Raw genomic sequence first — 15,323 nt, 5'->3', positions numbered from 1 at the left:
TGATGTGAAATGCCCCCAAGGATAAAGCGTTATCCTTGGGGGCATTTTCATGTTGGCGTAGCCCGTTGCTGACTAGACTTTGAGTTTTTGTACGGCCTGTCGGCGGGTCTGAATCCAGTCTGCGTAGCGACGTAGTCCATGTTTTTCCATGTGTTGCTCGGCCAGATTCCACTCTTGCAAGGCTTGCGCGTTTTCGCCCAGAGCCATCCAGGCATCACCGCGCACACAGTGCAGCTCGGTGCCCAGGCTGTCGGTGTCGTAGCGCAGTCCTTGAGCGGCCGCCTTGTCCAGCCAGGGCATGGCTTCATTGCTGCGGCCCAGGCGAATCATGGCACGGGCAATGCGGCTCATCAGGCCGTCGGCGGTGATGGGCAGGCCGTACTGGGCGATCTGTACGCAATCGAGCAGGGATTGCAGGCTGGTTTCGCGGCCATGCAGCATTACATGGCAATAGTGCAGGTAAGAGCGGCTAAGCGCAGACCAGGGCTCGGGGTTATGTGATTTTTGCAGCTCTTGCAGGGACAGCTCGGCCACTTGCAGACAGTCTTCCAGCTGTTCCATCAGGTAGTAGGCCTGCATAACGAACAAATGGGTAATGGCGCGCAGGGAAAAGGCGGTGTCCTCACGCAAGGATTGCAAGGCCAGATGGGCGTGCTGCTGTGCAGCGTCCATATTGCCTTTCAAGGCCAGGGCGACGCTCAGGGTTCCAAAAGTAATGGACTGAGGGAAGTGCTCGGCAATGGCCTGACGGCTGTTTTGCTCCTTCAGGTCATCAAAGACAGCCAGACTCAGGTTTAGCGTCTGGATGGCATTGGTAACGTTCCCTTTCCACAGCTCATGCTGACCAATTGCGTACAAGGCCCAGCTGCGGTTTTGATCGTGGCTGGTTTCATTGGCCAGGGCCAGCAGCTGGCGTGCTTTTTGCAGGGCTTGTTCGAAGTTGCCCTGGGCCTGGAAAGCTGTCCAGGCTGTCCACAAGCTGACCATGACCTGATCCGAATCGTGCTCGTCATGCAGCTCATGGCCCAGCTCGTAGGCCATGGCCGTAGAGGCCGAGGCCGGGCCGTACAAGGAGGACTCAATGGCGCCTTGCAGCATGCGGCATTCAAATTGCAGGGTTTGGCGTACTTGCAGGTCCTCAATCAGCTCGCTGCGGTTCAAGGAGCGTTGCAGGTATTGGCTGGCCTGACGCAAATCGTCCTGCGCCAGAGCCTCGCGGGCAGCGCGTTGCCACCAGAAAGCGGCTTCCGGACTTTCGGCTTCGCACAGATGCAGGGCAACATACTCGGGCGCATGACGACGGCGTATGCCGTGCTGGGCGATGGCGTAGTGGGCCTGGCGCAGTTCTTCCTGCATGGCCACACGTTCCAGCGCCTGGGAGACCAGCGGCAGGCAGGAGACATGCTTGTCATGCACATCAATCAAGTCCAGTGTTGCCAAGGTGTCCAAGCCGCTGCTCAAAGCGGTGTTTTCCTGGCGCAGCATCAGAGCCAGTTCGTCGATGGAAATGGGGTGTTCCTGCAAGGCGATGCTGCTCAGGATGTGACGCGTGGCGGGCAGGAGGCTGTGGTACTGGGTGCAGATCAGGTCAGTCAGGCACAAGGCATCGCTGCATTCGCTATTCAGTTCGTGACAGCGCAGCAGCTCATTGGCGTGGCCAGGATTGCCCGCGCTTAGCTTGACCAGACGGCTGCGTTTATCTCGCGCCAGGCGTTGTCCTCGTTGACCACTTAACAGGCTGTTGATGCTGGAGCGGTCCAGCGTACGCAGGCTCAGGTGCTCGGCACGTTCCAGGCCATGGCCGGGCTTGCGGCTGGTCGTCAGCAGCAAGGTCGGGTGACGCGGGGCGGTGTGCGCCAGCAAGCGGATCAGGCGCTGGGTAGGCGGGTCGGCCCATTGCACGGTTTCAATAATCAGCAGGCGACGGCGCGGCGAATTGCCAGTGCCGCTCAGCAAGTTGAACAGCAAGTCCATATGAGCCGTGGAAGGCTCGTTCAGGTCCTGTTCGTCCGGGCCGCTGTTCAACCATTGATGCAGGGACTGGGCCTGTTTGGGGCTGATTTCCAGTGCCTCTTGCAGGGTCTGCACGGAGAAAGGATCGCGCTGCTTGCCGTTTTGCGCGGCGATGTAATCGGCAATTTGCTCGTGCAGCCAGAGGCGAATCGGGTGCCAGGCCACGCGGCGCTTCTCTTCACGACAATTCAGCACAATGCAGTGGTGGGCAGTTTTCTGCACATAGTCCGCCAGCGACTGCACCAGCAGGCTCTTGCCGATATGGGCGCGACCGTGAATGGCAATGTGATGCAAGGCACGATTAGGACCGATATGTGACCAGGCTTGCACCAGATGGTCGAACTCTTGCGAGCGGCCATAGACGCGGCTGGTTAAACGCGTATGGTCCGCATCGGAGGGGCTCAGATTCAGCCACAGGGCTTCATTCTGGCGACCCAGCGGGCCTTGCACATCCTTGGTGTCCAGACGCAGAGCAGCCTGCACGCTGATACGCGGTGCGCCGGGGCTGGCTTCCCAGCTCAAGGGCAGCACCACTTGTGCCAATTGGCCCCAAGGGTCGGGGTAGGCACTGTGATCGTCCATGGCCAGATCGGCATGCAGGGCGATACTCAGCTTGACGTGCTCATCCATGCGCAAGGTTGCGGCAACCCGCGCCAATGCAGCTGCTTGTGCGACAGGCGACTCCAGCAACTCGGGATAACCGAAGTAGGCAATCAACTGATTGGGACCGGCCTCACAGGGCCAGCCGCCATGCTGTTCGATCAAAGTCTGCAAGGTCTGACGGCTTTGTTCCAGCAAATAGCCGCCGCGTTCACAGGCATGACGATGGCCGGGCTCAAAGCGCAGGCAAAAGCCGACTGCGGCCAGGGGACGCAGGCGCAAAGAGACCGTCGTGGGCAGGGATTTGGCGGGGCTGATCGAGCGGGCCGGCAAATCCACCAGATTGCGTGTCTGGGCGCTGGGCTCGCAACCCAGGCGGTCGGCCAGCAAGACCGAACACTGCTCATAGGCGTGCAGGGCGGCTTCGTGCTGACCTTCCTGTTTCAGCAGTCGAATCAGCTCTTGATGCAGTTTTTCCTCTTCCGGCCAGATCAGGAGCCAGCGTTTAAGGTAACTGATTGCTTGCGGCGTAGGCAGCGCGCTCAGGCCAGACTGTATGTAACGGTCACGGCATTGCGACAGAGTTTGACGAATGTTTTGCTGTGTATCCTGCAACCAATCCTGTAGCTGCTCGCCATGGTGCAGTTTGACCTGCCCCAGCAAGGGGCCCTGATACAGATTCAGGCGCTCCAGATCGTTCAGCGATGGCTGGCTGGGGTGTTGCAGCAGGCTGAGCACATCCACCTGGGCGCGACTGGGGTCCAGGGCCAGGGCGTCATTGGTAATGTGCAGGGCCTGATCACAGCCCTCAAAGGCGCGGCGCAGGGCATGCAGCGCGTGGCGCAAACGAGCGCGGCCCACACTGATAGGGTCTTCATGCCAGATCGTTTCAGCCAGACGGCTGCGACTGATAGGCTTGCCCTGGGCCAAGGCCAACATGGACAACAAAATACGCGCTTTATCGTAGTTAATGAGTTGTGCGCGGCATTGCCCTTGAACCAGTAGTCGGTAGGTACCGAGCAGGTAAATTTGGGCCAAGTGCGAGGCGGAGGAAGGCAAGACATCCATGGGCTCGGGCTCGTATCAAGAGTTAAGCAATGATTGGGATAATGTATCCGATCCGTTTAATTTTCGTTTACTAACTTTTGCAAAAATAAACGCTTTGCTTGTTCAAGGTTAAACCTTTTTGGGATATCTCCGGCTTATCTCATCGCAGGCTATGATGTGGACTTGTCACTTTCCTGTGCTTGGTTGCCTCTTCGTATGGTTGATCCCACACGTTCTTCACTGCGCAAACAGTCCAAATTGCCTCTGTCGCTCAAGGTGAAATATACCTTGCGAGCGCGCCTGGAGCGTGGCGAATGGCCGGTGGGCACGCGTATCCCCACGCTGGAAGAGCTGATGCAGGAATACGGCGTTTCACGCGCTACGGTGCGGGCGGCGCTGGATGAGCTGGAACATGAAGGTCTGATCGAGCGCACGCGCGGCAAGGGCACTTTTGTCATTGGTGACGTTGCGCAGGATCATTGGCTGATGTTGCCCACCAATTGGGATGCCTTGATCGAACATCTGACGCGTCTGGATTCGGTCATGGTGGAGCTGGGCAATGGTCTGGGAGCCTTGCCCATTGAAATCACCGGGCAGTCCTTGCCCGATGAATATTGGTGGACCAGCCGTGTGAATTACGCCGATGGCGTGGCTTACAGCCTGAATACGGTCTACGTCCTGAATCCCCTGGCGCAGACCTTGCAGCCTGAATTAGGCCAGGAACCTGTGCTGCTGGTGCTCAATCGTCTGGCTCGCGAGCAGATTCATACCATTCGTCAAACACTGACCGTGCGGGTTGCTGATGCTGATTTGGCGCGCCATCTGAACATGGACATAGGCATGCCTGTGGTGCGCGTGATTCGCCTGATTGTGAACCGTGCAAATCAACTGGTTTATGCGGCGCAGGTCTTTTATCCCGCCAAATACCTCAGCATTCAGACTGAGCTGACACCGGGCTTTTAAGCCTGCCATCCCAGGCGCGATGCGCCTTTACGACGCTCCTAGGTAAAAACACCAAGTTATTCCGCTGGATAGCGGGGTGTACACTTTTCTCATAAAGTCCTAAAAATAGAACTTTATGACTTTATGGAAAAGGCACTGTTCTTGTGCCGGATGTTTTTATCTGTTTGGAGGAGTTTTACGTGAAGATAACCATGCTTGGCACCGGCGCTGCGCTGCCAGATCCCGACCGTGCTCAGTCGTCCATTTTGGTGACGCTGGAGAACGGCAAGAATTACCTGTTTGATTGCGGCGAAGGGTCCACGCGTCAGATGGTGAAGGCCAATATCAATCCGGCCGATGTGCCCTGGGTATTTTTAAGCCATCTGCACTATGACCACGTTTGTGGCCTGCCGTTTTTTGTACTGTCCAGCTGGGTCTTTAACCGTGAAGGCAAGCTGAAGGTTTTTGGTCCCAAGGGTACGCAGGATTTTGTGGATCATTCCTTCGAGAATGGTGCGTTCCGTGTGGACATTCAGGCCCGTGCAGCTTATCCGGCGCGTCAGAAAAATATCGAAGCTGTGCGCCCCGAGGTCTTCGAGGTGGAACCTGGTCTGATGTACGAGGACGAGGACGTCAAAATCTACATTGATGTGGTGGACCACATTCCTACCGAAATTACGGATTGTTTTGGCATTCGCATGGAAGCCGAAGGCAAGGTTGTGGCGTTCAGTGGCGACACGGCTCCTTGCGAGTCCATGATACGTCTGGCGCAGGATGCCGATTTGCTGATACACGAGTGCACGTTCCCGGAGTCTTTCCTGAAGCATCGTGCGGAATCAGGGGTGGGGACGTTTGCTCATACCAGTCCTTTGCAACTGGGTGAGATCGCTCGCAAAGCCAATGTGAAGAGTTTAGTGGCCACCCATTTCGGGCATTACGATTCCACCAGTCCGGTGATTAAACGCGCGGCGGGTAATCATCTGCCGGTTGATTTGATGGGGCCGGAGCGCCTGGATGAAGTGGCTCGGGATATTCGCAAAAGCTATAAAGGCGATTTGCGTTTGGCAACGGATTTGATGCGCATAGACCTGTAAAAGGCGCGCGGGGGAGACAAGATGCAAGCAATTAAAAAGACTGTCGCGGGCCTTCTGGTCGCGCTTGGCCTGGGGGCGGTGGGACCGGCCTGGGCGGATTATCCTGATCATCCTGTGCGAGTGGTGATTCCTTACCCTCCGGGAGCGGCGGGTGACATCATTTTCCGTATCTTGCAGCCCGAGCTGTCTCGGGAGCTGGGGCAGACGGTGATTACGGATTACAAGACTGGCGCGGGCGGCAATATCGGCACGCAAATGGTGGCGCGCTCCAAGCCGGACGGCTACACCTTGCTGTTTTCAGCGACCAATAATTTTGTGATCAATCAGTTCCTGTACAAGAACATGGGCTATGAGCCTTTCAAGGATTTGTATGTGATCAACAAGGTGGCTGATGCGGCGGCTCTGGTTTATGTGAATGGGCAGTTGCCGGTGAAGAATATGGCTGAATTTCGGGATTATGTTCAGCAGCGCAAGGGGCAGGTGAATTACGGGACGCCGGGGGCGGGCACCACGCCGGAGCTGTCGGCCTGGAAGTTGTCCGAGGCCCTGGAAGGCGACATGCTGGGCATTCATTATCGAGGCTCGGCGCCGGGGATTCAGGCTTTGTTGAGCAATGAAGTGCAGATGTTTGTCAGCAGCTATGGTTTGGGGGCGGCCTTTTTGCCAGAGGGTCGTTTGAAGGCTTTGGCTGTGGCCTTGCCAGAGCGTTTCCCGGCTTTACCCGATGTCCCTACGATGGAGGAGCTGGGCTACAAGGATGTGGTGATCAGTAACTGGTGGGCGTTGGCGGTTCCTGCCGGGACGGACACGGAGATCGTGGCCAAGATTGAAGGGGCTTTGGAGAAAGTCTTGGCGGATCCGGAGATTCGCAAGAAGTTACTGGATCAGGGGTATTTGCTGTCCAAGGTGTCGGCCGAGGAGTTTCGGAAGGGGCTGCCTGCGGAGGCGGATTATTGGCATGACATTGTGACTCGGGCGGGAATCAGTTTGGATTGATTTTTGCGGGCTGTATTGCTTCGCTGTGGGGGCAGTTGAGGGCTTTGCTGCTGATGGGGAGGTTGCTGCAGGAGAGGCTTCCTTCTGGACGTGCTGTTTGGGCTTTGCGTAAGGGAGCAGATAGTTTTCTTGTGGGGCCCGGGTACGGCTTGTCTTGGCGGGGCCCTTGCCCACGCTGCGCGTGGGTACCCTTGTCAGAGTGCTGGGGCGGGCGGGTCGTGAACTCGGAGCGCGGTTTGTCCCCCGGACAAACCGCAAGCGTGCTCCTCAAACAGCACGACCCTTGCATCCCGCCCCAGCACTCTGACCGCGGCAAGAGCCCTGACTCGCCCGACAAGCCGTACCCGGGCCCCACAAGAAAACAAGCCACATCGTGTGCATAGCCCAAACAGCACTGGAGAATAAAAAAGGTTTGGACTTGTTGAACGGTGGCTTCGTTTTTCTTGGACGCTTCAGACAGGTTTTGAGCTTGGGTTGAGTACGTGGGTGATAGGCGAGGTGACCGGAGCTGAAGAAAAAGTGGGTAGGGATTAAGTAGCGTTTTTATGATGCTGGAGGAGGCTTTAAGGTTTTTGGGCGCTACTCTTTTGGCTTTGGCTTTGGCTTTGGCTTTGGCTTTGGCTTTTGCTTTGATTGTTGTTGTTGTTGTTGTTGTTGTTGTTGTTGTTGTTGTTGTTGGTGGTGGTGGTGGTGGTGGTGGTGGTGGTGGTGGTGGTGGTGGCGTGGCCACTTCTGGCACCACACCACACCACAGCTTTCGCACTATAAACAGCGCATAAAAATAGTAAACCTCGCGTCGTATTGCGCCATTCAGTTCCATCTTAAAAAGAAGGTAGCAGAGTAGTGTGAGTCTGCCGGTTGGTGCCGGTGTAGCCGTGGTTGGGCGGATCAGAGTACTTGCCGCGGTCAGGAGATAGCGTAGGGGTGCAAGCGCCCTGTTGTTTGACCGGGGCGCTTGTGGTTCGTCCGGGGGACGAACCACCCCGGGAGTTCAGGGTGCGCCCGTAGCTATCTCCTGACAAGGGGACCGGTGCGCAGCACCGGCAAGTGCTCAGCCCGACCACGGCTACACCGGCACTAACCGGCTCCCTGCTCCTGCTCCCTTCTTTTTACGAGCTTGCTTCGCCATCAAGCATTAAGCCCCCCCCCAAATCAACTCCACGAAGAAAGCCTGCCCTCAGCAATACCTACGCAGCCCCAAAAAAAACGGCCCCTGAAACCAGGGGCCGTAATTCCAACAATTACTGATCAGAGCGAATATTGTTGTCCCGCACAATCTGCTCCCAGCGCGCACTACGCTGCTGTACCCATTGTGCTGGCGAAACCTTGGACGAATCGTAGGCTTGAATATCCAGCATCCGCAAAGTCTCGGCGGTAGAAGGACGTTTCACGATATCGCTGAGCAATTCGTTCCAAGCCTTGATCTTCTCTGGAGGCGAACCCTTGGTAGTGAAAACCAGGTACGAGAAGCTCTCGTCAAAGTTCTCCAGACCGGGCAATTTCGCTTCGGCCAACGTAGGGACCTCAGGCAGTAAAGGATTGCGCTTGCCGCCGGAAGTTGCCAAAGGCGTCAGCAAGCCTTCCTTGATCGGACCCAAAACACCGGCAATCGTCAGAAAGCCGCTGTCCAGACGCTCGCCATACATATCATTGACCACAGCGCTATTGCTGCGATACGGAATGTGATCCAGCTTGATACCACTATCTTGCGTCAAGGCCGACATCATCAAATGCCCAGGCGAACCCATACCAGCCGAACCGTAATTCATGGGCTTGGCACGCGCACGGTCCAGAAACTCGGCAGGTGTGGTGATGCCGGTCTTGCTGGGAACCACCAGAACCTGGTCAAAAGTACCCAGCAAAGACACCAGCTCCAGGGACTCCCCGATCTTGAACTTGCTGTTGACGTAAATATGCGGATTGGCCGTGGCAACCGTATCCAGTGTCAGCAGCAAGGTATTGCCATCCGGCTTGGCCCGGCCCACCGCTTCAGCAGCAATCGTACCGGCTGCACCCGCCCGGTTCTCCACCACAATCGTCTGACCCGTGGTTTCAGTGGCTTCGCGGGCCAACATGCGACCCAGGACATCCAGCGGGCCACCTGCCACGGAGCTGACCACAATAGTGGCCACCTCGGCACTCTGGACTGGCGTAGCCAAAGGTAGGATCAGCGCACAAATGCTTACTTTGCGCAGCAAGGAAAGGGTGGGCATAGATGTCTCCAGATAGGGGTAATTAACAGTATTCAGCTCACGCAATCGCCAAAGGCAGAGGACTGGTTTCGCTGTGAGCCATCATGGTATCGATCAATTGACACAAAAGCGTTGTTTTTAACGCTTGTGCATCAGGTTCATTCCACAAATTATGCTGTTCCAGCGGATCGGCTTGCAGATCGTACAGCTCTCCAATTTGACCGCCTTCATACAGGCTCAGACGATGCTGCTTTGTGACCAGCGAGCGCAGCTTGGTGCGAATAGGCGTATTGAACAGCTTGCGCTGGTTTTCTTCCTCGATCAGTACACCCTTGCGCCACTCCACAGGCTCCTTGTGCATCACTTTCAGCAAGGAGCGACCCTGAATGCCGTTGTAAGGCAACTGGCCCGCACGTTCCAGCACCGTAGGCGCGACGTCAATGGTAGAGCAGACTTCCCCGCTTGTGCCTTGAGTTTTCGCATCCTTGGGGTCAAACCAGATAAAGGGGCTGCGAATAATGCTCTGGTAATGCACAGGGCCCTTCAGCATCAATTGATGGTCGCCCATGAAGTCGCCATGATCACTCATGAACATGACGATGGTGTTTTCCGCCTGACCAGTGCGCTCCAGATGATCCAGAATGCGTCCGATCTCGGCATCAATATGCGTGATGGAACCGTAGTTCAGCGCAATCGCCTCGCGGGCCTCGCGCTCGGAGCAGGCAAACAGCGTGGGAGTGTGCTTGATAGCCTTGCCTTCATCACGCAGCTGATGCAGCAATTGCAGATGCGCGGGCAGGGGATGCGGGCCCAGATGGAAGGAGTCGGGCAGGCTGACTTCTTCAGGCTTGTACATATCCCAGTACTGACCGTGCGGGGTAAAGGGGTGATGCGGGTCCGGGAAGGAACACTGGATAAAGAAAGGCTGTTGTTCCTGGGCATATTTGTCCAGCACAGCGCGGGTCCGTTCACCAATCCAGGCCGTGGTGCTGTACTCTTCTGGCACACGGGTACGCCAGGCTTGGCCAATGCGGCTTAACTCGTAGTCCGGAGTCGGGATAGCGTTTTCCGGGCCGGACAGGGCGGCGATCTCTGGGTGTTCATCCTGCAGCCAGCGACCATAGTCGCCCCAGACCTGATCGCCGTGATCAATGGCCAAGTCCACGTGCTCGTAGCCGTAAAAAGGCAGTTGAACACCGTGATCGGCGCGATCGCGCCACCATTGGCCACATTCCTGGCCGTAATCGTTGGTAGGCAAAGGAGGACGTGCTTCACCCCTGGTCGGAGGATCATCCGGGCGTGGGTAGAGCGGGGGGGTATCCGTTATATTTTGCAGGTGCGCCTTGCCGACCAAAGCCGTGCTCCAGCCTGCTTCTCGCAGTACATCGACAAAGGTGCTGGAGTCCAGGGGCAGGGGAACGCCGTTGTGGCGGGCGCCGTGCAGCGAAGGCATGCGACCCGTCATCAGGGAAGCACGGTTGGGCATACAGATGGGGGTGGCGACGTAAAATCGGTCAGCACTCCAACCACGAGCGGCTAAAGCATCCAGATTGGGCGTTTTTACTTCTTTATTGCCGTAACAAGCCAAATGGTCCGCGCGGAGTTGATCCGCAATAATCAATAAAAAATTGGGTACTGACTGAGACATGAAGTGCCTATTTTGTAGCTTTGGGTATCCCCATTATGGAAGCAGTAGCCATAATGTTAAATTGAATAACTTGCAGGTATATATACCTCTTTCATATAGGTAAGTCATGAGCTGGAGTGAACGCATTCGCTTAAAGCATCTGCAGGTTTTAATTCGTTTGTGCGAACAGAAAAGCATGAGCGATGTGGCCCGGCAGTCCAATATGACTCAGCCTGCCTTGTCAAAATGGCTCAAGGATTTTGAAGACAATATAGGCATGCCCTTGTTCGAGCGCCATGCTCGCGGGATTGAGCCTTTGCCAGCCGCCCTGGCGCTGGTTTCTCAGGCCCAGGGGGTGTTGAATCGCCTTGACCGCATGAATGCGACTCTGGAGCAATACAGGCAGGGCTTTCGCCAGCAATTTACCTTGGGTATTTCGCCTATGGTGGCCGCGGTTTATTTGCCGCAGCTGCTGGTGTATTTGCACGAGCGCGATCCGCAATGCCATATCCGTATTCAGGAAGGCACGCTGGATATTTTGAGCCGCAATCTGGAACAGGGTGAGCTGGATCTGGTTATTGGTCGTGTGGATGAAGCAGGCCGTAATCCGGCGATGGCGTATTTGCCACTGGGCATGGTGCCTTTGGGTGTGGCCGCTTGCCGCAAGCACCCTTTGGCGCAGCAAGATGAGGTGACCTGGGAGCAGACGCTGGAATATCCCTGGATCCTGCCACCGCGTAACAGCCCCATGCGGCGCAGTTTCGAGTTGAGCCTGGATGCCAAGGGCCTGCCGTATCCCACCTGTGCGATCGAGTCCGCCTACGCGCATACCAATGCCCGTGTGGCGGTCAATAGCGATTTTTTAGTACCCATGACACGCAGCATGGTGCCGGTCTACCCGGAGCTGTGTATTTTGGAGCTGGACTGGAGTGACCCGCGTTTGCATGGTCAGCTCGGTCTGTTGTGGCGCCCGCAGGATTCGGGCGAACCGATGTTGGAAGAGGTAATTAGCTGGATGAGTAAGCAACCTCAAGTGGTGTGATTGTAAGTCGGGGTCAGCACGGGCTGACCCTGAAAGAACTGACAGCTTGTTTTTCAAACTCATGTAACTAAAAATTGCCGTTATGTTACTTTGTTTCTTCTTAGCGAATTGATTGATGGGAACAATTCTGGAAGGCTGGAAAAACTTGCAAGCGATCAGTATTAGCTCGGTGCGCGACACACTGAGCGGGAAATATCATTCTCGTGACTTCATTCATGCCCGAATGGAGTATTTGCGCAGCCGTGTCATCTTGGTCGGCTTGTTATTTGCTTTGTTGACGCCCCTTTGGACTTTGATGGACTGGCTGGTTTTGCCCAGCTGGCCCGCGCATTTGATGGCAGTGCGTGTGTTGAGCCTGGGGGGATTGATCTTGTGTGTGTGGCTGGCTTTTAACGGCCACCAGCGCATTACCCGCATTTATGTTTTAAGCGGCCTGGTCTTTATTTTGCCGGCCTCTTTTTACGCCTATATGCTGCTGACGCTCTCGGGGGCGGGCCAGTACGTGGTGCTGGGGTATGGCTTTATTCCCTTCTTGCTGGTGGCAACCTTAAGCATTTTCCCCTTTACCTTGCTGGAATCTGCCTTGGTTGGAGGGGCCTTAATTGCTTTGCAGGTTTTGGCCAGCGTCAGTTCGGGAACCTGGCTAAGCATGAAAGGCTTGCAGGATCTTTGGCTTTTGACAGCCTTGCTGGTGGTCGCTTTAACAGCCAATTATTTTCACCTGGGGCTTTTGCTGCGTTTATATCGGCAAGCCACGCACGATACCTTGACGGGCTTGCTGAACCGGGGCGCGGTCAGCCGTCAACTGGGGCAGGGGCCGGTACATGAAAAGCTGCATGTGCTGATGGTGGATCTGGATCATTTCAAGCAGATCAACGATACCCACGGCCACTCGGTGGGGGACGACGTGCTGACGCGTACCGCCTCTTTGTTCAAGGCACATCTGGGGCCGGATGATCTGGCGGCCCGTTATGGTGGCGAGGAGTTTGTGCTGATTCTGGCGGGCCGTAGTGATGCGCAGGCTTTGAGCTTTGCCGATTTGCTCTTGCGCCAGGTGCAGGCACAAACCTTTTATAACCACGACCGCGAGTCCTTCCAGATTACGGCCAGTATGGGTTTGGCGGTGTGCCAGCCCGGTCAGGTGATTGAGGACGTGCTGATGCAGGCTGACCAGCGCTTGTATCAAGCCAAGCGTGCGGGTCGCAATCAGGTGGTGGCGAAGGACTAAGCCCGTTGGGCGATGCACAAAGAAACGGGGCCTGGAGCAGCAAATGCTCCAGGCCCCGTTTTCTATCTACGACTTAGTAGCGCAGGGTTTGGCTTTCCTGGCTGGCCTTGTCTATGTCCTGAGCGCTGATGGCATCGTTCTTGCACTTGAAGGCGGCAAACATCTCCAGCTGATCCGAGTGATGCGTGTCGGCTTCGCCTTTGGGATTGATGAAGCCACTTTGTCCCGGAGCCATAACCGAACACATGCGCACGCCAGCGGGGTCCAGCACGTACTGGAAGCGGGCGCTGCCGGTGTTCAGATAAGGCATGATGCGGCGTTCATGTGCAGGGTCAGACCATGGCACTCCAATCGCATTGCGCGCCGCAAACAGCATGGAAACAGAAGGAGCACGCCATTGCTGAGCTTGTGCGCCCTGTGACTTTTGCAAGGAGGCGGCTGCTTGTTCCAGCGCGTCCAGCACCAGTTCCTGGGCCGGGCGACCTTGCAGGAAATCAATCGTTTGTGGCACACCGGCATTCGGGCCCTGGATGGCGTTCCAGATCAGCTTGGCTGCTGCGGCTGGCTGAGCGCTGCGTGGATCATTCATGGCCGGGTACAGGCTTTGCGTGTAGGTGTTGTAGACGCTATCCGGCAAACGACCTTTCAAGAATACCGGCACTGCGGCTTGCATCCAGGCCTGCATCACGGCTGGAGCACTGCCTTCATATTGCTTGCCATTGCTGGCTACCTGCAGCTTGTAGTCCCAGCCTTTCAATTGCTCGGCAGCCTGACGGGCCAGGGCACTGGCACGTGGCAGCTTGGCTGCTTCCTGGATGATGGGGGCGAAGTAGCGCGCATTCAGGTCAGAGCGTGCGCCCAGGGAATCAATACCCCAGATTTCTGCATCGCTCAGGCGTTGCTTGGCTTGCAGCGGTGCTAGCAGTTCCTGCACGCGGTCCACATAGGAGAAGTTGGAGTTGTCAGCCAGCAAGGCGCCATAAGCCTTGTTGTTCCAGCTGGCGATATAGCCTTGCTGCGGGTTCAGCACTTTCGGGTTGTGCTCGAAGCTCAGGAAGCCTTGCCATTCCATGCTGCCGTCGCCCGCTGCCGGGAACTGGATGGCCTGATTGGCCGGACGCTGGGGCAAGAGGCCCAAGGCAGCGGCACCGATATTGTTTTTGGTATCGGCATAGAACCAGGTAATGGAGGCGCTGACACGAGCTGCCTGGGCCATGAATTGATCCCAGTTCTTGGCCTTGGCCGCATGTGCCCAGCCCAGCAGGGTTTCAATTTCCCGGCCTTCCCAGGTACGGCGGTTGGCGTAGGCGGTGTTGTTCTTCTTGTCCCAGCTGCTGACATAGCCTTGAGCCGCGCGGTAGACGTCCAGCATCACATCGTCCTGGCCACGTACTTTGATGCGTACCTGCTTGTGCTCCATGGGACGCCAGGCATTGTTGTACCAGTAGCTGTGCGGATCACCGTCTTTCAAGCGCAATTGGTAGACGTCGTTGGTGTCCAGCGAACCCACTGTGGAACCCCAGGCAATCTGGCCATTGGTGCCGAACAGAATGGCGGGCAGGGCCACGGCGGTGCTGCCGGTCAGGTCATAGCCTGCACCGTGCAGGCCGACGCTATAGGTAATGGACGGGGTGTACCAGCCTTGTTGCGGGCCGTTGTACAGCACGGCATGGCCGTGACTTGTCTTTTCGGGGCCCAGCAACCAGGCATTGCTGGCCGTAGGTGTGCCGGCGGCCACGGTAGGGCCCAGGGCTACGGCTTGCTTGTGCAGATAGTCCTGCGCCGCTTGCGAGGACAGGGCCTGCAAATGCGTAGGCAAATCGGCTAGCGCGGTCTTGGCTTTTGGTTGCGGAATGATGGTTGGGGCAGTGGGGTCGTTCAGCCAGCGCAATTGCTTGTAGAGCTGTTCGCCACGCTCCGCGCCCTGGTCGGCCTTCAGGGTTTCCAGCAGATTCAGGTTGGCCACTTCCGCCGTACCGGCAAAGAAGCGGTTCAGAATCAGGCCCACCCAGACCATGGCAATGTCTTCGGGCTGCCATTCAGATGGCTCGAAGCCTTTGTCCAGAAACTCCTTGGGCATCAGGGTATCGCGCTGGGCTTTCACCTCGCGTACACGCTGGGTAAAGCCAGCGGCATAGCCCTCAAACATGGCGCGGTCTTCTTTGGACAGGGCGGCCAATTGCTTGCGGATGGAGTCCGGGTCGATATTGTTGTGGGTGACTTTATCCAGTTCCAGGAAATCCGCTCCCAGAACTTCGGCTACCGTTCCCCAGCCAGAGCGCTTGGCAATTTCCATCTGGTACAGACGGTCCGTCGCCACGGCATAGGCGTAGCCATAGAACAGGCCATAGGTGCTGTCGGCATAGATATGCGGCGTGCCATAGCTGTCACGCTTGATGGTGACGCTGCGCTCACTTACAGGGGCGCTGGCACAGGCGGCCAGCAAGACGCTGGTGGTCAGCACGCCAAGGGTCAGTCGGGATGGGAAGCGACGGGGGAAAGTCAAAATCTGGTCTCCTCAATCGTAGCTGTGGGGGCTACC

General features: G+C 56.7%; 10 protein-coding genes. 6 read left to right on the top strand and 4 right to left on the bottom strand.

Features of this window, described 5'->3' with window-relative positions:
• Positions 1-72: 72 nt before the first annotated feature.
• On the bottom strand, positions 73-3,681 hold the full coding sequence (locus DUD43_RS15340) for a BTAD domain-containing putative transcriptional regulator (RefSeq protein ID WP_153230959.1): 3,609 nt from the start codon (positions 3,679-3,681) through the stop codon (positions 73-75).
• Positions 3,682-3,876: 195 nt separating this feature from the next.
• Here DUD43_RS15340 and DUD43_RS15335 point away from each other — a divergent pair, with 195 nt between their 5' ends.
• From DUD43_RS15335 to DUD43_RS19140, 4 genes are all read left to right on the top strand, one after another.
• On the top strand, positions 3,877-4,623 hold the full coding sequence (locus tag DUD43_RS15335; protein WP_153230958.1) for a GntR family transcriptional regulator: 747 nt from the start codon (positions 3,877-3,879) through the stop codon (positions 4,621-4,623).
• Between the two features lie 179 nt (positions 4,624-4,802).
• Positions 4,803-5,696: an MBL fold metallo-hydrolase gene (locus DUD43_RS15330; RefSeq protein WP_042489475.1), complete on the top strand. Its 894-nt coding sequence runs from the start codon at positions 4,803-4,805 to the stop codon at positions 5,694-5,696.
• Positions 5,697-5,717: 21 nt separating this feature from the next.
• Positions 5,718-6,692: a Bug family tripartite tricarboxylate transporter substrate binding protein gene (locus DUD43_RS15325; RefSeq protein ID WP_153230957.1), complete on the top strand. Its 975-nt coding sequence runs from the start codon at positions 5,718-5,720 to the stop codon at positions 6,690-6,692.
• A gap of 545 nt (positions 6,693-7,237) precedes the next feature.
• The gene (locus DUD43_RS19140; RefSeq protein WP_194273403.1) at positions 7,238-7,471 is read left to right on the top strand and encodes a hypothetical protein; all 234 of its coding nucleotides are present in this window, start codon (positions 7,238-7,240) and stop codon (positions 7,469-7,471) included.
• A 462-nt stretch (positions 7,472-7,933) separates the two neighbouring features.
• On the opposite strand, the gene DUD43_RS15315 is transcribed toward DUD43_RS19140, so the two are convergent.
• Positions 7,934-8,905, bottom strand: a complete 972-nt coding sequence (locus DUD43_RS15315) for a Bug family tripartite tricarboxylate transporter substrate binding protein (RefSeq protein ID WP_153230955.1) — start codon at positions 8,903-8,905, stop codon at positions 7,934-7,936.
• A gap of 37 nt (positions 8,906-8,942) precedes the next feature.
• Positions 8,943-10,532, bottom strand: coding sequence for a sulfatase (locus tag DUD43_RS15310; RefSeq protein WP_153230954.1), 1,590 nt, complete (start codon positions 10,530-10,532; stop codon positions 8,943-8,945).
• A 106-nt stretch (positions 10,533-10,638) separates the two neighbouring features.
• On the opposite strand from DUD43_RS15310, the gene DUD43_RS15305 reads away from it, so the two are divergent.
• Both DUD43_RS15305 and DUD43_RS15300 read left to right on the top strand, forming a co-directional pair.
• Positions 10,639-11,553: a LysR family transcriptional regulator gene (locus DUD43_RS15305; protein ID WP_153230953.1), complete on the top strand. Its 915-nt coding sequence runs from the start codon at positions 10,639-10,641 to the stop codon at positions 11,551-11,553.
• A 115-nt stretch (positions 11,554-11,668) separates the two neighbouring features.
• A complete protein-coding gene (locus tag DUD43_RS15300) occupies positions 11,669-12,781 on the top strand; it encodes a sensor domain-containing diguanylate cyclase (protein WP_153230952.1) in 1,113 nt (370 codons plus the stop codon).
• A 73-nt stretch (positions 12,782-12,854) separates the two neighbouring features.
• Here the strand turns inward: DUD43_RS15300 and DUD43_RS15295 are convergent, their stop codons facing one another.
• Positions 12,855-15,287, bottom strand: a complete 2,433-nt coding sequence (locus DUD43_RS15295; RefSeq protein WP_153230951.1) for a penicillin acylase family protein — start codon at positions 15,285-15,287, stop codon at positions 12,855-12,857.
• Positions 15,288-15,323 lie beyond the last annotated feature (36 nt).

Source organism: Alcaligenes faecalis (genome assembly GCF_009497775.1).
In the GTDB taxonomy this organism is placed as follows: Bacteria; Pseudomonadota; Gammaproteobacteria; order Burkholderiales; family Burkholderiaceae_B; genus Alcaligenes; species Alcaligenes faecalis_D.
This window is presented reverse-complemented; position numbering and strand designations above follow the sequence as displayed.

Excerpts from the sequence above, each read along its gene's own strand:
- DUD43_RS15340 (WP_153230959.1), bottom strand. The coding sequence starts at position 3,681 with ATGGATGTCTTGCCTTCCTCCGCCTCGCACTTGGCCCAAATTTACCTG.
- DUD43_RS15335 (WP_153230958.1), top strand. The coding sequence starts at position 3,877 with ATGGTTGATCCCACACGTTCTTCACTGCGCAAACAGTCCAAATTGCCT.
- DUD43_RS15325 (WP_153230957.1), top strand. The coding sequence starts at position 5,718 with ATGCAAGCAATTAAAAAGACTGTCGCGGGCCTTCTGGTCGCGCTTGGC.
- DUD43_RS19140 (WP_194273403.1), top strand. The coding sequence starts at position 7,238 with ATGATGCTGGAGGAGGCTTTAAGGTTTTTGGGCGCTACTCTTTTGGCT.
- DUD43_RS15315 (WP_153230955.1), bottom strand. The coding sequence starts at position 8,905 with ATGCCCACCCTTTCCTTGCTGCGCAAAGTAAGCATTTGTGCGCTGATC.
- DUD43_RS15310 (WP_153230954.1), bottom strand. The coding sequence starts at position 10,532 with ATGTCTCAGTCAGTACCCAATTTTTTATTGATTATTGCGGATCAACTC.
- DUD43_RS15305 (WP_153230953.1), top strand. The coding sequence starts at position 10,639 with ATGAGCTGGAGTGAACGCATTCGCTTAAAGCATCTGCAGGTTTTAATT.
- DUD43_RS15300 (WP_153230952.1), top strand. The coding sequence starts at position 11,669 with ATGGGAACAATTCTGGAAGGCTGGAAAAACTTGCAAGCGATCAGTATT.